A 23,284-nucleotide genomic window follows, 5' to 3' on the forward strand; every position below is an offset into this window, starting at 1 on the left:
CTTTTGTTTAGTACACTTTATACGAGACAACATGAAGGAGGAAGAATTATGGATTTATGGGTTGTCATCCTTGTAGGCGTTGTTGCACTGCTTGCAGGAGTTGCACTCGGATTCTTTATTGCTCGTAAGTATATGATGAGCTACTTGAAAAAGAATCCACCAATTAATGAACAAATGCTTCGAATGATGATGATGCAAATGGGCATGAAACCGTCCCAAAAGAAAATCAATCAAATGATGAAAGCCATGAACAACCAAGCGAAATAATACGTACGTTATTATGATCATAGATGGAACATGGTCCCTAAAGATTGGACAAGCGATGTCCTTTCTTTATTGAAGTCACCTTCATCAGACGCATAAAACCACTGTACTTGCATGAATAAAGCAGGGAAAGTGGTTTTTATTTTGCCGTGAACCGTCCGTTAAAGACAAAACAAAAAACCCCTTGTGAGCAGAGGTTTTTGTTTCTTTTATTGTCACACATATCAACTTTTCTAAAATCGTGCGGCATTTGTTTCTATCTTGAGATATCATTAGTTGGCTGAGTTTGAGTGTAAGTGTCGTTGATATTGTAAGAGGAGATGATCTAGCTGCTGGCTATGTTCGATGGTCACTGTTGATGTCATCCCATTATGCAAGACAACTTTCATCAACTCTTCTCTTTTTTCTTCAATTTGAGTTAATAATGATGTTTTTACCAAAGTCATGTTCCTTTCATGCAAATCTTGATAAAAAGAATCGGTTCTATTATATCCATTTTAAGGTTTATTTTCAAATTTAAAGGGTTTGGTATCTTGATGTCAAATTAAATTATATAAGGTTTTAAGAGATTAGACCATCTTTATTGAGATGATGTAAAAAAAATGAAATGAATTTGTCATCTCTTATTGTATATTGTAAGAAGGGGGTGTTCTTTTGTCAGATTTGAATTACTTTTTAGCGTTTGGAGCAGGGTTTCTTTCTTTTATCTCACCGTGCTGTCTGCCACTTTATCCAGCCTTTTTATCCTATATTACGGGCGTTAGTATAGATGAAGTGAAATCTGAGAAGGTGATGCTGAGAAGGAGAAGTCTTCTTCATACATTATTCTTTTTAATTGGGTTCTCTCTCATTTTTATTGCCATTGGATTTGGGACATCGTTTGTTGGGAAGTTTTTCATTGAATATCAAGATGCGATTCGTCAAATTGGTGCCATTCTCATTATTTTCTTTGGCTTTATGATTCTTGGTGTATTTCAGCCTTCTTTTTTAATGGGAGAAAAGAGGTTGCAGTTTAAAAATCGTCCAGCCGGTTTTTTTGGATCGATTCTCATCGGAATGGGTTTTGCTGCTGGTTGGACACCATGTACCGGCCCGATTTTATCAGCTGTCATCACACTTGCCAGCAACAAGCCAGAGTCCGCTGTGACCTACATGATTGCGTATGTATTAGGTTTTGCTATCCCATTTTTTGTTCTTTCCTTTTTCATCACAAAAATGGCTTGGATCAGAAAGCGTCAGCAGCTCATTATGAAAACTGGCGGGATTATTATGATCGTGGTAGGAATCTTGCTGTTCTTTGATCTTCTGACGTGGATCATTATTATGTTCTCATCATTATTTGGAGGATTTACTGGTTTTTGAAATCGTTTTCTACAGTCGCGGCGAATGGTTTTTTTTCGTCAATTGGAGTATATTATACATAGGCTGACCTTAAAGAATAAAGGAATGATTTGATATGATGATCATAATTTCTTCTATAGTGGCGGTATGTATGGCGGTAGCCGTCATGTTTATTCGCATTAAATCATCTGCAAAACCTGCAACCGCGAAAAAAATTATTTTACCTCCTATCTTTATGAGCACTGGTGCACTGATGTTTTTTGTGCCAATGTTTCAAGTAACTGGAGCTGAATTTTTAGAGGCGATTACTGTAGGGATGTTTTTCTCTATCTTTTTAATTAAAACATCGAAATTTGAAATTAGAGGCAATGAAATCTATTTGAAGCGTTCAAAAGCATTTGTGTTTATTCTCATTGGGCTTCTTGTCCTTCGTATCGGAATGAAGACGATTTTAAGCTCTTCCATTGATTATGGTGCGCTCAGCGGGATGTTTTGGATTCTAGCCTTTGGCATGATTGTCCCTTGGCGGATTGCGATGTATTTGTCGTTTAGAAAGATATCTAAACAATTAGATGTGCAGCAGGCCCAAATAAATTAAACCTCCTTTTTAAAAAGGAGGTTATTTTAATAAAGATTCATATGGTGAATGGTCGATCTTTTTTTCTTGAAGGCGCTTTAGTAGAAATTTATGATCCCGCTTCGGTGTAGCGATAATATAGCCGCGAATGATTAAGTCTAAATTAATGCTGGCCGCTTGTTCTTTAAGTGCCAGCTCGCCAATTTTACCGGCGATTTTTTCTTTGGCGACATCTCTAAACAGCTCTGGAACCGGTAATACTAGCTCATTTAATAGCTGTTTGTCTTCATCGCGCCATAGGTGCAGGCTCTTTTGAATATATTCATCCTGCCAATCAAGCTCTGATTTCCCGTCTTCTTTCGGCAATCGTTTTAAAAACTTGCGAAACATAAAAAAGCCACCGATTGCTAGTAATCCAATCATCACTGTACCCCAAAATAAAATGAACCACAAAAACCAGCCGCTTAACATGTTCTCACTCCCTATATCCCTTCTCTCTATTCTATTTTACATGAAGGGAAGGTAGAAGAAAATAACAAAAATGTATGTGTTTTTTCTATTAACGCCTTTTTTGATTAAGAGGCGCCCATTTACTAGAATGACCCAAACTATTTAGTAGAAAAGGAATACATTATTGTATAGCGACTCTACTATTTGGCCATGGTGGTTCGCACAAGGTATTGACTTGAAACGAACGGAAGAGAGCCCGCCTGTATACAGGCGGGCTCTTAATGTTTGAAGTGCGGCATTTGAAAGGAAAATGCTCCGTCTTGACGATGGGCATCCTTTTTGATTTTGATTGATATGATTCTGTTTTCGTAATCTGTATCAATGTCTTTGTCATTCAAATAAAAAGGGAGCATGACACTTTTTTCAATCGGCTGTTCTCTTTCATCAATCAAATAAGCTAGGATGAGCTCACATCCGGAAAAGGTCAGTTTTAAATCAGTGATCGACAGGGTGGAGAGGTCGATCTCAATAATATAATCACGGCTCGTTTCATAAAGATCTATTGGGAGCTGTTCGTCATACCATGCAAAAGGATCGTCCATTAATACACTCAGCCAATCATCTATTTCAAGAAAATCAGAGGAATTCACTTGCTTTTCATTCTCCATAAACACTCCTCCATCACATCTCATAATAAATCATATGATGAAAGCTGAAATGTGTGAAAGACCTAAAACATCCCGTTTGGTCACGGGCTTTAGAGAAAATGTTTACATATCATGATGTGAATTGTGCTTTTGTCTTGTATGGTTGCGGTTTTTCACTTTTTTACTGCCTGATAGTGGCTCAGGCTGCCCGCCTTGATGTTCTTTAGGAGAGTTTTGACGTATGTCTTTCCCTGTGTTTTTGTTCGTCATCATTTCTCACTCCTTTCTTATTGGTTTTTTTTACGCTTTTTATTGTTTTGCTTTTGTTCTTCTGTTAAAACGAGCTGATCATTTTCTATATAGCCTGCACCATTTCCTTGGCTTTTGGCTGCGTTCATGCCGTCAATGACATGATTTGCTTTTCTTTTTGTCATGTTCTATCACCTCAACATTAGTATGAACCCGTGCTGCTCAGTTTATGAAAAGTAATCATTTCCTCATGATAAGCTAAACTTATTGAATTTAATAAAAGCATTGTTATTTACTTATGTATGAATTTGTTTTAAGATGAAATTGTGAGAAAATTGTGGTGAAATACGACGATTTTTCTGAGAATTGAAATTGATCTTGATCATCAAAAGGGGGATTTTGGACATGTCGAAACAGCAGCAAGTCGCTAAACAAGACGCTTTTCAATCTAGAAAAACGTTTTCGACAAATGGGAAAACGTATCACTATTATTCGTTAGAAGCACTAGAGAAACAAGGAATCGGAAATGTTTCTAAGCTGCCTTATTCCATTAAGGTACTTTTAGAATCAGTGCTTCGCCAAGTAGATGGTAGAGTGATCAAGAAGGAACACGTTGAAAACTTGGCAAAATGGGGAACTGCCGAGGTAAAAGAAATTGATGTTCCATTTAAACCTTCTCGTGTTATTTTACAAGACTTCACGGGTGTGCCAGCTGTCGTTGACCTTGCTTCTTTAAGAAAAGCAATGGCAGATGTGGGCGGAGACCCAGATAAAATCAACCCTGAAATTCCAGTTGACCTGGTCATTGACCACTCTGTACAAGTCGATAAAGCTGGAACTGAAGATGCATTAAACATTAACATGGATTTAGAATTCGAACGTAACGCAGAGCGTTATAACTTCCTTAGCTGGGCAAAGAAAGCGTTTAACAATTATCAAGCTGTTCCGCCTGCAACAGGGATCGTTCACCAAGTGAACTTAGAGTATCTTGCAAGTGTTGTTCATGCAATCGAAGAAGATGGCGAGATCATCACTTACCCAGATACATTAGTTGGTACTGACTCACATACAACAATGATTAACGGTATCGGTGTACTTGGATGGGGCGTTGGCGGTATCGAAGCAGAAGCTGGTATGCTTGGTCAGCCTTCATACTTCCCAGTACCAGAAGTTATTGGTGCTAAATTAGTTGGAGAGCTTCCAAACGGAACAACTGCAACTGACCTTGCCTTAAAAGTGACACAAGTTCTTCGTGAAAAAGGCGTAGTGAACAAGTTCGTCGAGTTCTTCGGACCTGGTGTTGCACAATTGCCGTTAGCAGATCGTGCAACAATTGCGAACATGGCGCCAGAATACGGTGCAACTTGCGGATTCTTCCCAGTAGATGAAGAAGCGCTAGCTTACCTTCGCCTTACTGGACGTGATGAAGAGCAAATTAATATCGTTGAAGAATATTCTCGCGCAAATGGCTTATTCTATACGCCAGATGCAGAAGAGCCAATCTTTACTGATGTTGTGGAAATTGATCTTTCTCAAATTGAATCAAACTTATCTGGTCCAAAGCGTCCACAAGATTTGATTCCACTTTCTAAAATGAAAGAAACGTTCCATCAGCACATTGAAAGCCCAGCTGGTAACCAAGGGTTTGGCTTAGAAAAATCAGAGCTAGACAAACAAATCGAATTTGATCTAGCAAATGGTGAAAAAGCTGTGATGAAGACAGGTGCGATTGCCATTGCAGCGATTACGAGCTGTACGAATACATCGAACCCATACGTCTTAATCGGAGCAGGTCTTGTTGCGAAGAAAGCAAGTGAGCTTGGCATGAAGGTGCCAAACTACGTGAAAACGTCACTAGCGCCAGGTTCTAAGGTTGTAACAGGATACCTCGTGAACTCAGGACTTCTTCCATACTTAAGAGACCTCGGATTTAACATTGTTGGGTATGGCTGTACAACATGTATCGGAAACTCCGGACCGCTTGAAAAAGAAATTGAAGATGCTGTCTCTGAAAATGATCTGCTGATCACTTCTGTTTTATCAGGTAACCGTAACTTCGAAGGTCGTATCCATCCGCTTGTAAAAGGAAACTACCTTGCATCTCCACCATTAGTTGTGGCTTATGCACTTGCTGGTACGGTGAATATTGATTTAACAAAAGATCCGATCGGTGTCGATAAAAATGGCGAGAACGTTTATTTCAATGACATTTGGCCATCAATGGATGAAATCAACAGCGTCGTGAAAAGCACTGTCACACCTGAGCTATTCCGTTCAGAGTATGAAACTGTTTTTGACAACAATGACCGCTGGAATGAAATTAAAACGACGGACGATGCATTGTATAAATGGGATGAAAATTCCACATACATTGATAACCCGCCATTCTTCGAAAACTTATCAGTTGAACCTGGTAAAGTTGAACCACTTAAAGGATTGCGCGTAGTGGCGAAGTTCGGTGATTCTGTCACAACGGACCATATTTCTCCTGCTGGAGCGATTGGTAAAGACACACCTGCAGGTAAATACTTGCAAGAAAGAGGCGTATCGCCTAGAGACTTTAACTCATACGGATCTCGCCGTGGTAACCACCATGTTATGATGAGAGGTACTTTTGCAAACATCCGTATTAAAAACCAAATCGCACCAGGAACAGAAGGCGGGTATACAACGTACTGGCCAACTGGTGAAGTAACATCCATTTATGATGCATGCATGCGTTATAAAGAAGATGGAACTGGTCTTGCGATCTTAGCAGGTAAAGATTACGGAATGGGTTCTTCTCGTGACTGGGCTGCAAAAGGAACAAATCTTCTTGGAATTAAATTCGTTCTAGCGGAAAGCTTTGAGCGTATCCACAGAAGTAACCTTGTCTTCATGGGTGTACTTCCTTTACAGTTTAAAGACGGTGAAAGTGCAGAAACTTATGGACTAACAGGAACAGAAACATTCGAAGTAGATGTTGATGAAACAGTTCGTCCGCGTGATCTTGTCACTGTAAAAGCAATTGATACAGATGGCAACGAGAAAACATTTGAAGTAATTGTTCGCTTTGACAGTGAAGTCGAAATTGACTACTACCGTCATGGTGGTATCCTTCAAATGGTATTGCGTGAAAAATTGGCAAGCAACTAATAAAGCAAAGAAGAGAAGGCGATTAGACAGCTTTCTCTTCTTTTTTAACATAGTGGAGGATCAATCATGTGGAAAAAAGGAATGGCAAGCGCTGTTTTACTTGTGTTGATTGGTTTACTTGCATGGAATGTATTCGGACCAAAAGAACCTGCCATCGGTCTTGAAACAGGGGACAAAGCCCCTGATTTTGAGCTCAAAACCCTTGATGGCAAAACGGCATCGTTATCTGATTATCGAGGGAAAAAAGTACTCCTCAATTTTTGGGCGACATGGTGTAAGCCTTGCCGAACAGAAATGCCAGATCTAGATGCAATTAGAAGTGAAAATGACCAAGTTGAGGTACTAGCGGTGAATTTGACGAACACTGAAAAGAGTGTGGATCACGTCGCCTCATTTATTGATGAACTTAAGGTCAGTTTTCCTGTTTTATTAGATCAAAAAGGTATTCAAGCGAGATATCAGGTACTTTCCTATCCGACGACATACATACTAGATGAAAAAGGGCGTATCCTGTCTGTAAAGCATCAAATGCTCACAAAAAGAGAAATTGAAAAAGAGCTGGATCTATAATGATTCAGCTCTTTTTTGCTTATTTTCTAAATGTTTTGGCGAAAATGGTATGAACAGAGTGGAGGTGGTGATAGACATGAGAAGAAGAAAGCGCCGTACATTTGAAGAACTTGTGCTTGAAAATAAAAAAGAATTATTAAGCAATGAGGAATTTTTAAACCAGCTTGAAGAAAAGTTGGAAGAGCGATTTAGACAGAAATAAGTTATGATTTGTCCTTTTTCGTTCATCCTAAAGAAGAGGGAGGGATGAATGATGGGTAGAGAGCATGATAAACAAGCGCAGTTTACACCAGACCATTTAGGGACAAAACCTGTAGCATACAAACGAAATAAAGGCAAAAAGATGCATAATAAATCGAATGAACAGCCTGATGTGATACAGACGAAGGGCGAATAATAGGAGGGAAGCATGATGAATGACAAGTCATATCAATCCAATCCAGATGATCGTTCTGACAATGTTGAGAAGCTGCAGGATATGATCGAAAACACACTTGAAAATATTGATGAATCTGAAGTAGCAATGGGTCTTTCAACAGAGGAAGAAAAGCAGATGATCAAGCAAAAAAATGAAAACCGTAGAACGAGTATTGACGCAATGCGTTCTGAAATAAAGGACGAGGAAGCAGCAAGAAAGAGCGGTTACACTGAATAAACCAGGGATTCCTGGTTTATTTTATTGCCTCTTTTTAGAAGAACCATTTGGAATGTGGTAAAATGTCAGAGACGTTAGGTTTTGATAGGAGAGCGATGAAAACGTGTATGTATCTAAAAAAGAAATAGAAGTCCGTTATGCAGAAACAGATCAAATGGGCATTGTGTATCATGCCAACTATTTAATTTGGATGGAAGTCGGCAGAACAGCGTTAATTAAAGAATTAGGCTTTTCCTATGCCCAGTTAGAGGCAGACGGTGTCCTTGCACCTGTTGTCGATCTTCAGGTTCAATATAAGAAACCACTACTGTACGGTGAAACGGCTACAGTTCACACATGGATAGAAGAATATAACGGCGTGAAAACAGTGTATGGCTATGAAATACAAAAACCTGATGGACAAACGGCTATTACAGGGACCACCTCACATATTTGTGTGGACAAAGAAACCTTTAGACCGATTCAATTTAGAAAAGCTTTCCCTGCATGGCACAGCGTATACGAACAGTCCAAGAAGCAGGTTTGATTCATGGCATTTGGAATTAAAAGAAGAGATTTGAATGCTTGGAAATCAGCTGTTCGGCAAGGGAATGTGGCCTTTTTGACACACTATTGGCTTGATGACCGTTTTCCGCATGCGAATACTGTCACAAAGGCAGCCTGTCAGGATATAGAGCAATTAATCGCTTGGGGACAAAAGCATGGATTAAAGAAAGAATGGATTCATGTTCGCGAAGGTTTTCCTCATTTTGATCTCATCGGTGATTCGCAAAAACGAATTTTACAAAAAGAGCGGTCGTTAGGAAACATTCAGGAGTATGGACTTTATATTGAGTGATAAACAAAAAAGATACCCGAGGGATGAGGTATCTTTTTTGTTTATTCATAATGAAATTCTGGTTCTTTCACGGACTCGTTATAATCAATATGCAGATCATGGTTGTCAAAATACCAAATATCACTTTCTTCCACGAAGAAAGTAATGCCTTCTACTTCAGCGGTTGCGCCGGCATTTTGAGGTTCATCTTTTGCGACGCCGAGAGAAAAGCCTTTTTGTACATTACTGCACCCGCCATATCTGACAAAAAAGCGAACATGATCACCTTTTTCTAAATCCAGTTCATTCTTGTACCAATTGAGTGCATCATCTTTTATCGTTAATTTCAATGTGATCGCCCCTTTTTGAAGTCATGCTGTTTTTAAATGCAGGATGCAAAAACAGCTTTTCTTTACTTTTACCACATATTTAAATTGATGAAACGGCTAAAGCCATTTGATTTTCGGTTCAGTTTTGTTGAGAATTCGTTTGAGGTTGGCGATGTGTCTGAAGATCACAAAGCCAGCAAGAACAGCAACAACAATAATTAAAAATAGATCTTGGGTGAATATGCTGTAAATGAATGTGTAGATCCCAGTCAGCATAGATGATAATGAAACATATTTACTAATGTATAAAAATAAGAAAAAAGCAGCGATCATCGTGATAAATAAGAACGGGGCATAAAATAACAGCACGCCGCCTGATGTAGCGACCGCTTTTCCCCCTTTAAATTTTGCAAAGACAGGAAAGCTGTGACCGATAACAGCAGCAACTCCTGCTAATAAGGGATGAATGTCCAGTTGCATGAAAAACGGTAAAGCCGAAGCAAGAGTCCCCTTTAAAATATCAGCTGTGATAACGATGGACCCTGCTTTCACACCTAGTGTACGGAATGCATTCGTCGCACCTAGATTCCCGCTGCCATGTTCACGGATATCGATTCCCTTTGCAGCTTTCCCGACAATGAGACCTGATGGAATACTGCCGAGAAGATAAGCCAAAATAAACATCAAAGCAATTAACATCTGCATAACTCCTTTATATTCTCCCTCTTGTCTTACATTTTAACATGATCTTATGAAAAACATGGCGATCTTTTTTTGAAAAAAACGATGGCCGATGAATTCAGCTTTGTTTTTAACAAGAAATTCGCTAAAATAGAAGAAAAGGAGTGTCTGGATGAATCATCCTTCAAAACAAGAAATTGGGCGTATATTAAAAAGCAGTAAGCGAATTGCAGTTGTAGGTTTGTCAGATCAGCCGCACCGAACGTCCTATATGGTTTCAAAAGCCATGCAAGATGCCGGTTATGACATCATTCCTGTCAATCCAACGATTGATGAAGCACTTGGGGTAAAAGCGGTCGCCTCTTTAAAAGACATAAAAGAGCCTGTTGATATCGTCAATGTCTTTAGACGTTCTGAGTTTTTGCCTGAGGTGGCGAAAGAATTTCTTGAAATAGACGCACCTGTTTTTTGGGCGCAGCAAGGCGTATATCATGAAGAGGCAAAAAGGCTGATTGAGGAAAATGGCAAGGTCGCCATCATGGACTTATGTATCAAAGTGGCTCATGCGATGACAAAAACTCATTAAATCGTCAAAAATCCTTGGTTTTTCAAGGATTTTTGCTTTTTTGTTGCAGAAATATATTTGCGATTCTAGAAGAAAGCGATAAAATAAGGCGACAGGGACCTATCGGTGACCTTGCATATCGAGAAAAAGAGCGATAAGATAAATATAGAACGTTTGTTCTGTTTTGCTAAAACCATCATATGATTGCATTTGGCTTATGAAACAGTCTTGTTTATAATGGACTTCTAGTTCTGATTGCAGAATGTAGAACATTCTCATAACCGTGCATAAGAGCATGTATCGCTGAATCACACATGCATGGTGATGATGCAGCTTATTAAAGTGGACAGTAATGAGCAGCATGATCATCATTAAAATCTAGAGAGATCATTGATGATTAGCCGGTTATGTTTGTTAGTGAAAGGGGATTAAGCATTTGGTTAAAAAGCAGCAAGTAGATTATAACGATGATTCTATTCAGGTGCTAGAGGGGCTTGAAGCCGTCCGTAAACGCCCAGGGATGTATATTGGATCGACGGATTCACGCGGTCTTCATCACCTTGTCTATGAGATTGTAGACAACTCTGTCGATGAAGTGCTCGCTGGCCATGGAGATCATATCATTGTCAAAATACATAAAGATAACAGCATTTCCGTCCAAGATAAAGGGCGCGGAATGCCTACTGGTATGCATAAGCTTGGAAAACCGACACCAGAAATCATTTTAACGGTCCTGCACGCAGGCGGAAAATTTGGTCAAGGCGGTTATAAAACAAGTGGTGGACTTCACGGTGTTGGGGCGTCCGTTGTGAACGCACTTTCAGAGTGGCTCACCGTGACGATAGAACGCGATGGATGTATTTATCACCAGCGCTTTGAACATGGCGGAAAGCCAGTCACATCACTTGAAAAAATCGGGAAAACGAAAAAGACCGGTACACTGATTCATTTTAAGCCAGATCCAACGATGTTCAGTGTCACCACCTATAATTTTGATACATTATCAGAGCGTTTAAGAGAATCAGCCTTTTTATTAAAAGGGCTAAAAATAGAGCTGATTGATGAGCGCCATGATGTGCAGGAAACCTTTTATTATGAGACAGGTATTGAAGCGTTCGTTGCTTATTTAAACGAGGAAAAGGATGTACTTAGTGAAGTCGTTTCGTTTGAAGGCGAACATCAGTCCATTGAAGTCGATTTTGCCTTTCAATTTAACGACGGATATTCAGAAAATATTTTGTCGTTCGTCAATAACGTAAGAACCAAAGATGGCGGTACGCATGAGTCTGGTGCAAAAACGGCCATGACGAGAGCCTTTAATGAATATGCACGCAAAGTGACCCTTTTAAAAGAAAAAGACAAAAATTTAGAAGGTACGGATATTCGTGAAGGTCTGTCAGCTGTTATTTCTGTCAGAATTCCTGAAGAACTTCTTCAATTTGAAGGACAAACAAAAGGAAAGCTTGGAACGAGTGAGGCAAGGTCAGCTGTTGATGCCGTGATTTCTGAAAAATTGGCTTATTTTCTTGAAGAAAACCGCGAAACGGCGACACTGCTTGTGAAAAAAGCGATTAAAGCGCAGCAGGCAAGAGAAGCGGCTAGAAAAGCAAGAGAAGAAGCAAGGAGCGGCAAGAAACGGAAAAAATCTGAAGCAACACTCAGCGGAAAATTAACACCTGCTCAATCTAGAAACCCGGCAAGAAACGAACTGTATCTAGTAGAGGGCGACTCAGCGGGTGGATCAGCCAAGCAAGGACGTGATCGAAAATTCCAAGCGGTGCTGCCGCTTCGAGGAAAGGTCATTAATACAGAGAAAGCAAAGCTTGCGGATATTTTCAAAAACGAAGAAATCAACACCATTATCCATGCCATTGGCGGCGGGGTTGGTGTCGATTTTAATGTAGAAGACATCAATTATGACAAAATTGTCATCATGACAGATGCTGATACAGATGGCGCGCATATTCAGGTTCTATTGCTTACATTCTTCTACCGCTATATGAAGCCGCTGATTGAGCATGGCAAAGTATTCATTGCCCTTCCGCCTTTATATAAAGTTAGCAAAGGCTCAGGGAAGAAAGAAGTCATTGAATATGCTTGGTCTGATGAAGAAATGGATGATGTACTAAAGAAAGTTGGAAAAGGATATACGATTCAGCGCTATAAAGGTTTAGGTGAAATGAATGCCGACCAGCTATGGGAAACGACAATGAATCCAGAGTCGAGAACGCTTGTCAGGGTGAAGATCGATGATGCTGCACGGGTGGAGCGCCGCGTCACGACACTGATGGGTGACAAAGTAGAACCACGCCGTAAATGGATTGAAAAGAATGTCGCCTTTGGACTTGATGAGGAAAGCAACATTCTTGAAAATGAAAACTTGTCGCTAGCTGAGGAGGTTTAAACATGGCACAACAAGAACGATTTCATGATTTACCGTTAGAAGAAGTGATTGGGGACCGTTTTGGTCGCTATAGTAAATATATTATCCAAGATCGTGCACTTCCAGATGCACGTGATGGATTAAAGCCTGTACAACGAAGAATTTTATATGCAATGTATGCAGAAGGAAATACACAAGATAAAAACTTCCGTAAAGCTGCCAAAACAGTCGGTAACGTAATTGGTAACTATCATCCCCATGGTGATTCTTCTGTTTATGAAGCAATGGTGAGAATGAGCCAGGATTGGAAAGTGCGAAACGTGCTGATTGAGATGCATGGAAATAACGGGAGTATCGACGGAGATCCTCCTGCTGCCATGCGTTATACGGAAGCAAGGCTTTCTGCAATTGCATCAGAGCTTTTAAAAGACCTCGACAAGGAGACAGTCGAATTTGTCGCGAACTTTGATGATACAAGCAAAGAGCCTGTTGTCTTACCAGCGATGTTTCCCAACCTTCTTGTGAACGGGTCAACAGGGATTTCAGCCGGTTATGCGACTGATATTCCGCCGCACCACCTAGGAGAAGTGATTGATGGTGTGATTAAGCGAATTGAACAGCCGCATTGTACGGTTGAAGATTTAATGACAGTCATCAAAGGGCCTGATTTCCCAACAGGCGGGATCATTCAAGGTGTGGATGGTATTAAGAAGGCATATGAAACAGGAAAAGGAAAGATTATGATTCGCGGAAAAGCGGAGATTGAAACCATCCGCGGTGGACGCCAGCAAATCGTGATCACAGAAATTCCTTATGAAGTGAATAAGGCCAATCTTGTCAAAAAGATGGACGAGTTCCGCATTGAAAGAAAAGTAGAAGGAATTTCTGAAGTTCGGGATGAGACGGATCGTACCGGCCTTCGGATTGTTGTAGAGCTGAAAAAAGAAGCGGATGCGAATGGTGTCTTGAATTTCTTATATAAAAATTCTGATCTGCAAATCCCATATAACTTTAATATGGTCGCGATACATAACAGAAGACCGACTTTAATGACGCTTACAACTGTACTAGACGCTTACATTGCTCATCAAAAAGAAGTGATGACGAACCGCTCAGCATACGAGCTTCGAAAAGCAAAAGAACGTCATCATATTGTAGATGGATTAATTAAAGCTTTGTCAATTTTAGATGAAGTCATTGCGACGATTCGTTCGTCTAATGATAAGCGTGATGCGAAAAACAATTTGATGGAGAAATATGATTTTACAGAAGCTCAATCAGAAGCGATTGTTTCTCTCCAGTTATATCGTTTAACAAATACAGATATCACTCAACTAAGAGACGAAGCAAGAGAGCTTGACGTGCGAATTGCAGAGCTTGAAGACATTTTAGCGAATGAGAAGAAGCTGTTTAAAGTCATTACGAACAACTTGAAGAAGTTGAAAAAGACGTATGCTGATGAAAGACGATCCGTCATTGAGGAAAAAATTGAAGAAATTAAGATTAACCTTGAAGTGATGATCGCATCAGAGGACGTGTACGTCACAGTCACAAAAGATGGATACATCAAACGGACAAGCCAGCGCTCCTATGCTGCATCAAACGGTAAGGACTTCGGTATGAAGGATACAGACCGACTGATTCACCAGTTTGAAATGAATACAACAGATGTTCTTCTGCTATTTACGAATAAAGGGAGCTACATTTACTGTCCAGTTCATCAGTTGCCAGATATACGCTGGAAAGACATGGGGCAGCACATTACGAATATTATTTCGATTGATCGCGATGAAACCATTCAAAAAGCGATCCCAATTAAAGAATTCGATGAATCATCGTATCTCTTGTTCTTCACAAAAGGCGGTATGGTGAAGAAAACAGAGCTTCTCCAATATAAAGCGCAGCGCTATTCAAAACCGCTTGTCGCCTTGAATTTAAAAGGTGATGATGAACTTGTAGATGTTCATGTTACAACAGGTCAGCAAGAATTGTTTATTGCAACGAAAAATGGCTATGGATTATGGTTTGATGAAGAAGAAGTGAGTGTGGTCGGTCCGAGAGCGGCTGGTGTGAAAGGCATCAATTTGAAGGACGGAGACGAGGTGGTCTCTGGACAAATCATTGATCCGAAGAACAATGTGCTTGTTCTCACGACACAAAGAGGTGCTGTGAAGCGGATGAACCTCTCTGAATTTGATAAGACATCAAGAGCAAAACGTGGAGTGATCATGCTAAGAGAATTAAAGAAAAACCCTCACAGAATTGTTGCTGTGATTGCTGCTTCACTGCACGATACACTTGAGATTGATACGGAAAAGGGTGCCACGATCCCGCTCGATATTTCCACACTAAGGGCAAATGATCGTTATAGCAATGGATCGTTTATTTTAGATGAGGAAGAGCAGGGAGAAGTAATTCAAGTTCTTTTATCACCTGCTGCATCTGACCAAGATGACAATAAATAAGCAAATCGAAAACCCCCTGCGTAAGGCAGGGGGTTTTTTATGATGAGGTCAATTTAACTCTCGTGATTGCCAAACATGCTTGTGATGGCATGCACTACTTCAATTCCTTGGTAAACGAAAAGAGAAAGTGAAGTGACAGAGAATAGACCTAGAATGAATACTCTTAAGAAAAATAACATCGTGTAAAACCTCCCAATTTTTGTTTGATTTAAATGGTTGGGTTAACACGAGCTACTCGGAAATTCGAAGACTGGTAGAACACTGCAAGTAAATGCTTCTTTTTCCGGTCAAATCGATCAGTATAAGTGATGCGTGCAAATCCAGCTGCCATACTGCCAATGGCTAGCAGTGCTGTAAATGCCGCAAATACTGCGTTCACATGTTTTTGTTTTTTATCATCGCCTGCTGTCTGAACGATTTTCATTTCATGTGATTCTTGATCAGCAACCACCTTTGCATGATGGTATACCTGAACGGAATGAGGCATTGAGAACAAATGAAAACTTGCAAGTGCTATGAATAAAACTGCTAATTTTAACAGCATATTTTTTTTCATTTTTCTCACCCCTTCCTGTTTATTTTCATGATCTTACCACGTTTTCAGTTATTTGAAAAGTCTTATTTTTTTACTTTCCCTCTTTAAAAAAGCGATAAACATCAAGACATCTATAGGACTGTTTCACTTCGTGAAAGGTTTCAATTTTATTTATTAAATTTAAAAAAAGTACCGAGATCAAAGATCTGGCACTTTTCAAAAAGAATGTATTGATGTCGGTTTTGCAACAGCTTTTGTAAAGATTCCCGCAATACAAATGGCAAACAGAACAAAAATAAACGCATGAAGCAGACCGACTTGATTGGCGAGCAGTCCTAAAACAGGGGGCCCTGATAGAGAGGCTGTATACCCAGATAAAGTGACGATACTGACACGTTTGACAGCATAGCGGCTATCATCACCAGCTGCTGAAATGGTCAGTGGGAAGCCTAGGGACGCGCCAAGTCCCCATAAAAAGATAGATATCATACACACGACGAGTGAAATCTTTAAAATCACCAAGAATAGTCCGGCGGCAGCAGATAAGATCGCGACTCTTAGCAACAGCACCCTGCCAAAGCGATCAATGAAACGTCCGCTCAGTAATCTGCCACTAATCATCCCGCACAAAAATAATGCATAGATGACCGTACTCATTGAATGAGAAACCTGATAGCCATCAACCATTGCTAGTGGAATCCAATCATTTGCAGAACCTTCTACAAATGCGAGACATAAGGCAATCATCGCTAATGAGATCGTCCGTTTGTTCAGCCATGATGTTTGAGAAGCCTCAACTGATTCTGTCTGCGTCTTATCCGGATCTTTTCCTGTCCCGTGCGGAATAAACCGTGTACAAATCAGGATGCTGAGAAAGAAAAGGAGTGCAATGGTGAGAAGGTGAATGAGGACAGACACACCTAAATAAATAAAGAGAATTCCGGCACCTGCACCAATTAACGTTCCAATACTGAAAGAAGCATGCAAAATCGGCAGGATCGTTCTCTTGATCTGATACTCAATCTCCGTTCCTTCTAAGTTCATGGCTACATTGCACATGCCTGAGCCTGAACCAAAAAGAAAAAGACCAGCAGTGACAACCAGCGTAGAAGAGAGGGCGGCGCCGATTGCAAGGGTTGAGAATCCAATAAACATCAAAAAAGCGCTGACTACAATCGCCACTCGGCCGCCTTTTTTGCGAACGAATACATTGGAAAGAATCAGCCCGACAATGGAACCTACAGATAAGCCGAGTAAAATGAGTCCCATTGTGCCTGTATCTGCTTGCAATAAATCTCTCACTTCTGGTGTTCTTGAAAACCAAGTGGAGATGGAGATCCCAGACATCGTAAAAATAACAATAATCGCTTTATACCACTTTAATTTCATCTAATCCCTCATATCTATGTAGTCATACAGAACAAATCTACTCGATTATAAAGGAGACTTCTTGATTTGTAAATAACATGAGGGAGGATCATCATGAAGAAAATATTCCAACTTCATCATTCTTTGATAGAATAAAGACAAAAGGGGCGATACATATGTCATATCGAATAGGTATTTTAAAGGGAGACGGGATTGGACCGGAAATTGTTTATTCTAGTATGCGTATTTTAAAGACAGCGTTGTCACAGTTCAATGAACCATTTGTGGAATTTGTAGAGTGTCCTATCGGTGCTGAAGCCATTCATTCTCATCAAGATCCAGTGCCAGCTTCTACTATAGCCGCCTTGAAAAAATGCCATGGCTGGATATTAGGACCTCATGATTCAGCTTCATATCCTGATCAATTGAAAGAAAGAAGAAATCCAAGTGGAGAACTGCGTCATACATTTGATTTATTTGCAAATATTCGTCCATCGCAATCGCTGCCAGGTGTGAAAAGCGTTGCCAGTGGCGTCGACCTTGTCATTTTTCGAGAAAATACAGAAGGTTTTTATCCAGACCGTAATATGTATCAGGGGACAGGAGAGTGGATGATTACACCAGATGTCGCCATATCTACAGGTGTGTTTACAAAAAAAGCAATTACCCGTATTGCCCACGCAGCCTTTCAACGTGCAGTGGAGAGGAGGGGGAAAGTCACCATTGTTCATAAAGCGAACGTGATCAAATTAGGATCTGGCTTGTTTTTACGAACATGTCAAGAGGTAGCGACAGCATATCCACAAGTGGAGGTTGAGGATATTCATATTGATGCGATGGCTGCTCATTTAGTGAGACGTGCAGGTGATTTTGATGTGATTGTGACAGAAAATATGTTTGGCGACATATTATCTGATCTTGCAGGGGAACTAGTCGGCAGTTTAGGAATGGCACCCTCATTAAATTGCAACGAAAATCAAGCGATGGCACAGGCGGCACATGGTTCAGCACCTGATATAGCTGGTCAAAATATCGCCAATCCAATGGGCATGATTCTTTCTACAGTAATGCTTTGTAACTGGCTACATGTAAAATATCAAGATGAAAGATTAAAACAGACAGCCAGTCTGATCGAACATACTCTTGATGAGAGCTTAAAAAAGAACTTGAAAACGAAGGATTTAGGAGGAAATGAGACGACGACACAATTCACCGAGGCATTCATTCAAACGATGAATGAATTTTCAATAAAAGGGAGATGAACATGACAACAGAAAAAGAAAAGATGATCAAAGGAGAATACTATCACCCAAATGACCACACATTGATGGCAGATCGAGCAAAAGCGCGACAAATGACATTTGCCTATCAGCAAACAAATGAGCCATCACAGAGAAAGGCCATTTTAAAGGAACTTTTAGGCGCTTGCGGAGAAGATGTGGTGTTTGAAGGCAGAATACAATGTGATTATGGATACAATATCGAGGTTGGCGAGCATTTTTTTGCAAATTTTGATGCTGTGTTATTAGATGTTTGCAAGATTACAATTGGAGATCATTGTTTGTTAGGTCCGAATGTACATATATACACAGCTGGACATCCGTTAAATCCAGAAGAACGTCAAACAGGTATTGAATTCGGCAAACCAGTCACAATTGGACATCATGTGTGGATTGGCGGCGGCGCCATTATCAATCCAGGTGTGACAATCGGAGATCATGCTGTCATTGCATCAGGATCTGTTGTGACAAAAGATGTTCCGGCAAATGTGATTGTTGGCGGGAATCCTGCAAAAATTTTAAAACATTTAGAGGAATGAAAATCTGACGAATCAACCGTTGGATTTTTCATTTTTTGTTTTATCTCAATAAGATAAGTATACTTAATAATGAGACAAAGAAAATTCAATTATTGATTAACTTCCTAGAATATATATTATGTAAACTAGATATTAAAAAAAGAGAACTTTTGACTTGATCCTCTTTATTATTAGATTTTATATTCAATTGACTCAAACGGCAGCACTATTTTCCAGTCTCAGCAAACTGTTTCAATCGATCTCCAATTTCATCTCGTACCTTTTGGAAAAATGCCCACTTCTCTTCTTCTGTTCCTTCTGCTTTTGCTGGATCATCAAAGCCCCAATGGACACGCTTGACATGTGGAGGAGTCATCGGGCATTTATCAGCTGCGTCACCGCATAGTGTGACGACTAAGTCAGCGTGATGCAATATCTTCTGATCAATCAGGTCAGACGTTTGATGAGAAATATCAATCCCTATTTCTTTCATTGCTTTTACAGCATTCGGATTTAATCCATGAGCTTCAATACCAGCGCTATAGATCTTCCACTCATCTCCAAGATATTTTTTAGCCCAACCTTCAGCCATTTGACTGCGGCAAGAATTACCGGTACATAAAAAGTATATTGTTTTCTTTGACATGTTGATCGTCTCCTTTAATGTATAATCATTAGCCAGAAATACAACGCTAAAAGTGTGATGAATAGTGTTGGTACAGTTAAAATGACCCCTATTTTGAAATATGTCCCCCAGGAAATCTTCACCCCTTTTTGAGAAAGGACGTGAAGCCATAGTAGTGTTGCTAAGGAGCCAATGGGCGTAATTTTTGGTCCTAAATCAGAACCAATGACATTTGCGTATATTAACGCTTCTCTCATCATTCCTTGTGTATCGGTGCCGGAAATGGCTAATGCATCGATCATGACCGTCGGCATATTATTCATGACAGATGAAAGAATCGCTGCGATAAATCCCATACCAAGAGTACCTGTCAATAAACCTTGATCTGCTACAGCTTGAATCACGCTAGAAAGAACATCAGTAAGCCCTGCATTTCGCATGCCATAGACAACAACGTACATACCTATGGAAAAGAATACGATCGCCCAAGGAGCTTCTTTTAGAACGCTTTTTGTTTGAACAGCAGGGCTTTTTTGTGCAATGACCAAGAATAAAATGGCAATCACTCCAGCTATAACCGATACAGGTATAGATAAAAATTCGCTTGCAAAATAACCAATCAACAAAAAAGCCAATATATACCAAGATGATCTAAACATCTTTGGATCTTTTATTGCTTCCCTAGGTTGCTTTAACTCAGTCTTATCATAGCGTTTTGGTATACTCTTTCTAAAGAAAAGGTACAGCACAGTGATACTCGCTAGCAATGAAAAAAGGTTTGGAACAACCATTCTGGATGCATATTCAATAAACGTAATGTTGAAATAGTCGGCTGTTACAATGTTCACCAAATTACTTACGACAAGTGGAAGCGACGTTGTATCTGCAATAAACCCACTCGCGATAATAAAAGGGAATACAATTTTTTCATTGAAGTGTAATGCTCTGACCATGGCTAAAACAATGGGTGTCAAAATAAGTGCTGCACCATCGTTTGCAAATAAAGCAGCGACGATTGCCCCAAGGATGGTCACATACACAAACATACGTAGCCCACTGCCTTTTGCAGCCTTTGCCATATGCAATGCTGCCCATTCAAAAAAGCCGATTCGATCAAGTATGAGTGAAATGACGATAATGGCGACAAAAGCTAAAGTCGCATTCCAAACGATGCCTGTCACGGTGATCACATCGTCAACATTCACAACACCTACGATTAAAGCTAAAATAGCTCCTCCACAAGCGGACCACCCTATGGATAAATTTTTTGGCTGCCAAATAACCAATACCAAAGTGAACAAAAATATGATTAATGATAAAACGGCAAAACTCAAACCCATCCCTCCTTACGAACAAGAAATGTTTGTTGCGCTCTGTTGTATTCTTTTTAAAAGGTCATCTTCTTTATCAATTTGATTTAAGATGATACGAATCGTCTCAAATTCTGGACACAGTGTATTGATTGAATAATAACGCCACTGCCCTTTTCTGTTCTCATGAACAAATCCAGCTTTTTTTAATTTTCGTAAATGTTGACTAATCGCTGGCTGACTCATTTCGAACATGTCTACCAGTTCACAAACACAATATTCTTTCTCCAAAAACAATTTCATCATGATCAGTCTTGTTTGATCACTGAGTGTTTTTAAACAATTCGACATATGTGTCACACCAATTGAAACATCTGTAGTCACAATGATTCCCCCTCTTTTCAACTCCTTCAATAGTATATAACTGAAAACTTATATAATCAATTGATTATATGAATTCAAACAAAGATTGATTCGTGTGAAAATGATTGATTTAAATACCCACTTCTCTTTTTCAAATGAAACCACATATTTATTTAAATAGCCCAGTTCTCCTAATTGGCAAAAAGGTGTTGATAAAAACAAAAGACAGAGATCTTGTGCCTTTTATCATTCGAGTGAAATTATATAATCAAGAAGAAAAAACTTACGAGGCAAAGGCGGTTATACATGCCACTGGTACGTGGAAAACCCCTAACCATAAATGCTGAAGGGATTATGACAGAAAATGAACAATCGAATGGTATTCCTGATATTTTAAATCGCGATCTGACTCGGTATCAGAATTGCAGTAGTTGGCATTGGGCATTCTGCTGTTAACACTTTGCTCGAGCTGCCAAAGCTAAAAGAGACATCAAAAAGCCCAGAAATGATATGGATTTTAAGAAAGCAGGATATTAGTGAGTTATTAAGAGGAGAAAACAATGATCAATTGCCTGTAAGAGGTCAACTAGATGGAAAGGACCCTTCTTGGTGTCCTTTGATCAGAAGGAGAAAGAGGGTCCATTAATAAAAATACAGTTATTGTTTCAACTAATTAAAGGACCCTTGTTCTTGTCTTGGTACAAATTAGATAGGTCATAAAGGTTTTTGGGGTAATTCCATTATTTGAATCTCCATCCCCCATGAAGTTGTGATATAGAAAAATCCAAGAGGGCTCAGCTCTCTAACTTTAACATCAGCCTGTTCTGCAAAATATTTTAAAGCCTCTTCTATATTGGTGACTGTAATAGCTAGATGGGCTACACCGATATCACTGGGTTTTAGGTGAACATTCTGTTGATCTGGCGTCGACCATTGAACCAGTTCAATCTTTCTACCGCCATATTGCAAAAATGCCGCCCCTTCTACAATTGACTGTTCGTGAACCCCAAAGTATCTTTTTAAACTATCGTCTTCAAACTGCATCCGTCCTGGCCGAAACAAGACTTCAAAACCCAAAATATGAGTGAAGAATTCAACTGCTACTTCGATATCGGGGACTACAAATCCTGAATGCTCGATTGTGCCTTGGAAAATTGTATTTTTCATATCGCTAAACCCCTTTGATTTTTTGGAAGTAAATGATTCATAATAAAGTGGTATTTAAAGCAGCTATAAATTAGGTTCAATACAAGTCAAGTGATGTTGGCACTACTGCAAGATTTAGAACAACAATACCTGTGCCTTGAAATACTATAATATTCTTTTGTGATTTCTGAATCTTTTTTGAATATCCATTAAAATTTACATGTTCCATCTGAACAATCATCATCGAGCGATGACTCTAATTTATGCTCTTCAACCTTACGATTCGCGTACTCTTCTTTCCATACCTGTTGTAATGTTTCTAAAAACACTTCGCTAGGTTGTGCTCCTGAGATGACATATTTATCATTCACAACGTAAAAGGGCACGCCCTGAATCCCAATTTTAGATCCCTCGGCTCTATCAGCTGTGATATTCTCGCTATATTGATCATTTGATAAAACATCCAAAGCTTCGTTGCCATCAAGACCTATTTCACTTGTAAGTTGAGCAAGTGTTGCGTGATCACCGATATCTAGTGAATCTGTGAAATGAGCTTTCAAAATACGCTCCATAAACTCCCGAATCTTCCCTTTCTCTTTTGCATAATAAGAAAGACGAAGTGCATCATATGAATTCGTAGGAATCATTGTATCAAATTGATAATCTAAACCAACCTCTTTTGCTTTCTGTTTCAATTGATTGTTCAGTACTTTTGCTTTTTCATATGGGACACCATGCTTAGAGGATAATACTTGATGGATATCCATTCCTGTATTTTTTTTCGCATATGGATCTAATTGAAAATGTCGAAATACGACTTCTACCTCTTCTTTATGTTCAAACTGTTCTAACCCTATTTCAAATTGACGTTTGCCAATATAACAAAACGGGCAAACAAAATCAGACCAAATTTCTACTTTCATCATATGTTCCCCCTTTATGATTTTGATGAATGTATTTTGTCTATTCTTCTTTATTACGCTTTTGAACGTGCGAGGTGGGATGATGTTA

General features: G+C 39.5%; 31 protein-coding genes. 16 read left to right on the top strand and 15 right to left on the bottom strand.

All coding sequences use genetic code 11. The features are described from left to right. Positions 1 to 48: 48 nt before the first annotated feature. Entirely contained in the window at positions 49 to 267 is a 219-nt protein-coding gene (locus tag M2353_RS09050; RefSeq protein WP_003212379.1) for a YneF family protein, read from the top strand. Between the two features lie 269 nt (positions 268 to 536). On the opposite strand, the gene M2353_RS09055 is transcribed toward M2353_RS09050, so the two are convergent. Then, entirely contained in the window at positions 537 to 710 is a 174-nt protein-coding gene (locus tag M2353_RS09055) for an aspartyl-phosphate phosphatase Spo0E family protein (RefSeq protein ID WP_369810454.1), read from the bottom strand. Between the two features lie 208 nt (positions 711 to 918). On the opposite strand from M2353_RS09055, the gene M2353_RS09060 reads away from it, so the two are divergent. Both M2353_RS09060 and M2353_RS09065 read left to right on the top strand, forming a co-directional pair. Then, on the top strand, positions 919 to 1,626 hold the full coding sequence (locus M2353_RS09060) for a cytochrome c biogenesis CcdA family protein (protein WP_008343813.1): 708 nt from the start codon (positions 919 to 921) through the stop codon (positions 1,624 to 1,626). Between the two features lie 94 nt (positions 1,627 to 1,720). Further along, entirely contained in the window at positions 1,721 to 2,203 is a 483-nt protein-coding gene (locus M2353_RS09065) for a CcdC family protein (protein WP_041507215.1), read from the top strand. Positions 2,204 to 2,224: 21 nt separating this feature from the next. Here the strand turns inward: M2353_RS09065 and M2353_RS09070 are convergent, their stop codons facing one another. The 4 genes from M2353_RS09070 to sspO all read right to left on the bottom strand — a co-directional run bounded on the left by M2353_RS09070 (position 2,225) and on the right by sspO (position 3,713). Beyond that, on the bottom strand, positions 2,225 to 2,653 hold the full coding sequence (locus M2353_RS09070) for a DUF2621 domain-containing protein (protein WP_007499335.1): 429 nt from the start codon (positions 2,651 to 2,653) through the stop codon (positions 2,225 to 2,227). 257 nt (positions 2,654 to 2,910) lie between these two features. Then, a complete protein-coding gene (locus M2353_RS09075) occupies positions 2,911 to 3,300 on the bottom strand; it encodes an Hsp20/alpha crystallin family protein (protein WP_024719083.1) in 390 nt (129 codons plus the stop codon). Between the two features lie 102 nt (positions 3,301 to 3,402). Next, the gene (locus tag M2353_RS09080; protein WP_003211331.1) at positions 3,403 to 3,549 is read right to left on the bottom strand and encodes a small acid-soluble spore protein P; all 147 of its coding nucleotides are present in this window, start codon (positions 3,547 to 3,549) and stop codon (positions 3,403 to 3,405) included. A 17-nt stretch (positions 3,550 to 3,566) separates the two neighbouring features. Then, positions 3,567 to 3,713 carry a small acid-soluble spore protein O gene (gene sspO, locus M2353_RS09085; protein ID WP_017359581.1) on the bottom strand — a complete coding sequence of 49 codons (147 nt, stop codon included), beginning with the start codon at positions 3,711 to 3,713 and terminating at the stop codon, positions 3,567 to 3,569. A 220-nt stretch (positions 3,714 to 3,933) separates the two neighbouring features. Between sspO and acnA the strand changes: the two genes are divergently transcribed. From acnA to M2353_RS09120, 7 genes are all read left to right on the top strand, one after another. After that, positions 3,934 to 6,663: an aconitate hydratase AcnA gene (acnA, locus tag M2353_RS09090; RefSeq protein ID WP_058337578.1), complete on the top strand. Its 2,730-nt coding sequence runs from the start codon at positions 3,934 to 3,936 to the stop codon at positions 6,661 to 6,663. A gap of 66 nt (positions 6,664 to 6,729) precedes the next feature. Next, positions 6,730 to 7,233 (top strand): TlpA family protein disulfide reductase, encoded by a 504-nt coding sequence (locus M2353_RS09095; RefSeq protein WP_284725289.1) that lies wholly within the window; start codon positions 6,730 to 6,732, stop codon positions 7,231 to 7,233. A gap of 76 nt (positions 7,234 to 7,309) precedes the next feature. Next, positions 7,310 to 7,435: an FbpB family small basic protein gene (locus M2353_RS09100; protein WP_003211002.1), complete on the top strand. Its 126-nt coding sequence runs from the start codon at positions 7,310 to 7,312 to the stop codon at positions 7,433 to 7,435. A 51-nt stretch (positions 7,436 to 7,486) separates the two neighbouring features. Beyond that, positions 7,487 to 7,630, top strand: a complete 144-nt coding sequence (locus tag M2353_RS09105; protein ID WP_008357830.1) for an acid-soluble spore protein N — start codon at positions 7,487 to 7,489, stop codon at positions 7,628 to 7,630. 15 nt (positions 7,631 to 7,645) lie between these two features. Beyond that, complete coding sequence (tlp, locus tag M2353_RS09110) at positions 7,646 to 7,888, top strand: small acid-soluble spore protein Tlp (RefSeq protein ID WP_096881466.1); 243 nt, start codon at positions 7,646 to 7,648, stop codon at positions 7,886 to 7,888. 103 nt (positions 7,889 to 7,991) lie between these two features. Further along, a complete protein-coding gene (locus M2353_RS09115) occupies positions 7,992 to 8,414 on the top strand; it encodes an acyl-CoA thioesterase (protein ID WP_008343800.1) in 423 nt (140 codons plus the stop codon). A gap of 3 nt (positions 8,415 to 8,417) precedes the next feature. After that, the gene (locus M2353_RS09120) at positions 8,418 to 8,726 is read left to right on the top strand and encodes a hypothetical protein (RefSeq protein WP_007499327.1); all 309 of its coding nucleotides are present in this window, start codon (positions 8,418 to 8,420) and stop codon (positions 8,724 to 8,726) included. Positions 8,727 to 8,767: 41 nt separating this feature from the next. Here M2353_RS09120 and M2353_RS09125 read toward each other — a convergent pair whose 3' ends face one another. Both M2353_RS09125 and plsY read right to left on the bottom strand, forming a co-directional pair. Continuing rightward, complete coding sequence (locus M2353_RS09125; RefSeq protein ID WP_008343795.1) at positions 8,768 to 9,055, bottom strand: HesB/YadR/YfhF family protein; 288 nt, start codon at positions 9,053 to 9,055, stop codon at positions 8,768 to 8,770. Between the two features lie 96 nt (positions 9,056 to 9,151). Next, on the bottom strand, positions 9,152 to 9,733 hold the full coding sequence (gene plsY, locus M2353_RS09130; protein WP_008343794.1) for a glycerol-3-phosphate 1-O-acyltransferase PlsY: 582 nt from the start codon (positions 9,731 to 9,733) through the stop codon (positions 9,152 to 9,154). A 154-nt stretch (positions 9,734 to 9,887) separates the two neighbouring features. Between plsY and M2353_RS09135 the strand changes: the two genes are divergently transcribed. The 3 genes from M2353_RS09135 to parC all read left to right on the top strand — a co-directional run bounded on the left by M2353_RS09135 (position 9,888) and on the right by parC (position 15,128). Continuing rightward, complete coding sequence (locus tag M2353_RS09135) at positions 9,888 to 10,301, top strand: CoA-binding protein (RefSeq protein ID WP_007499324.1); 414 nt, start codon at positions 9,888 to 9,890, stop codon at positions 10,299 to 10,301. Positions 10,302 to 10,716: 415 nt separating this feature from the next. Further along, a complete protein-coding gene (parE, locus tag M2353_RS09140; RefSeq protein ID WP_284725290.1) occupies positions 10,717 to 12,684 on the top strand; it encodes a DNA topoisomerase IV subunit B in 1,968 nt (655 codons plus the stop codon). A gap of 2 nt (positions 12,685 to 12,686) precedes the next feature. Next, positions 12,687 to 15,128 carry a DNA topoisomerase IV subunit A gene (gene parC / locus M2353_RS09145; RefSeq protein ID WP_284725291.1) on the top strand — a complete coding sequence of 814 codons (2,442 nt, stop codon included), beginning with the start codon at positions 12,687 to 12,689 and terminating at the stop codon, positions 15,126 to 15,128. Positions 15,129 to 15,181: 53 nt separating this feature from the next. Here the strand turns inward: parC and M2353_RS09150 are convergent, their stop codons facing one another. From M2353_RS09150 to M2353_RS09160, 3 genes are all read right to left on the bottom strand, one after another. Then, entirely contained in the window at positions 15,182 to 15,307 is a 126-nt protein-coding gene (locus M2353_RS09150) for a hypothetical protein (RefSeq protein ID WP_008343787.1), read from the bottom strand. A 29-nt stretch (positions 15,308 to 15,336) separates the two neighbouring features. Next, on the bottom strand, positions 15,337 to 15,684 hold the full coding sequence (locus M2353_RS09155; RefSeq protein ID WP_284725292.1) for a hypothetical protein: 348 nt from the start codon (positions 15,682 to 15,684) through the stop codon (positions 15,337 to 15,339). 195 nt (positions 15,685 to 15,879) lie between these two features. After that, entirely contained in the window at positions 15,880 to 17,052 is a 1,173-nt protein-coding gene (locus M2353_RS09160; RefSeq protein WP_047946220.1) for an MFS transporter, read from the bottom strand. A gap of 77 nt (positions 17,053 to 17,129) precedes the next feature. On the opposite strand from M2353_RS09160, the gene M2353_RS09165 reads away from it, so the two are divergent. Then, positions 17,130 to 18,293, top strand: a complete 1,164-nt coding sequence (locus M2353_RS09165; RefSeq protein WP_284725293.1) for an isocitrate/isopropylmalate dehydrogenase family protein — start codon at positions 17,130 to 17,132, stop codon at positions 18,291 to 18,293. Between the two features lie 2 nt (positions 18,294 to 18,295). Next, positions 18,296 to 18,850 carry a sugar O-acetyltransferase gene (locus tag M2353_RS09170; RefSeq protein ID WP_284725294.1) on the top strand — a complete coding sequence of 185 codons (555 nt, stop codon included), beginning with the start codon at positions 18,296 to 18,298 and terminating at the stop codon, positions 18,848 to 18,850. Between the two features lie 205 nt (positions 18,851 to 19,055). Here M2353_RS09170 and arsC read toward each other — a convergent pair whose 3' ends face one another. The 3 genes from arsC to M2353_RS09185 are packed head-to-tail and all read right to left on the bottom strand — an operon-like array spanning position 19,056 to position 21,148. Further along, a complete protein-coding gene (gene arsC, locus M2353_RS09175; RefSeq protein WP_100325054.1) occupies positions 19,056 to 19,475 on the bottom strand; it encodes an arsenate reductase (thioredoxin) in 420 nt (139 codons plus the stop codon). Between the two features lie 14 nt (positions 19,476 to 19,489). Then, positions 19,490 to 20,788: an arsenic transporter gene (locus tag M2353_RS09180; protein ID WP_284725295.1), complete on the bottom strand. Its 1,299-nt coding sequence runs from the start codon at positions 20,786 to 20,788 to the stop codon at positions 19,490 to 19,492. Positions 20,789 to 20,800: 12 nt separating this feature from the next. After that, entirely contained in the window at positions 20,801 to 21,148 is a 348-nt protein-coding gene (locus M2353_RS09185) for a metal-responsive transcriptional regulator AseR (RefSeq protein WP_425332870.1), read from the bottom strand. Positions 21,149 to 21,433: 285 nt separating this feature from the next. Between M2353_RS09185 and M2353_RS09190 the strand changes: the two genes are divergently transcribed. After that, entirely contained in the window at positions 21,434 to 21,583 is a 150-nt protein-coding gene (locus tag M2353_RS09190; RefSeq protein ID WP_284725296.1) for a hypothetical protein, read from the top strand. A gap of 258 nt (positions 21,584 to 21,841) precedes the next feature. Here the strand turns inward: M2353_RS09190 and M2353_RS09195 are convergent, their stop codons facing one another. Both M2353_RS09195 and M2353_RS09200 read right to left on the bottom strand, forming a co-directional pair. Then, positions 21,842 to 22,294: a VOC family protein gene (locus M2353_RS09195; protein WP_284725297.1), complete on the bottom strand. Its 453-nt coding sequence runs from the start codon at positions 22,292 to 22,294 to the stop codon at positions 21,842 to 21,844. Between the two features lie 188 nt (positions 22,295 to 22,482). Next, complete coding sequence (locus tag M2353_RS09200; protein WP_284725298.1) at positions 22,483 to 23,196, bottom strand: DsbA family oxidoreductase; 714 nt, start codon at positions 23,194 to 23,196, stop codon at positions 22,483 to 22,485. Positions 23,197 to 23,284: the final 88 nt, after the last annotated feature.

This window comes from Bacillus aerius, assembly GCF_029894105.1.
Classification (GTDB): domain Bacteria; phylum Bacillota; class Bacilli; order Bacillales; family Bacillaceae; genus Bacillus; species Bacillus altitudinis.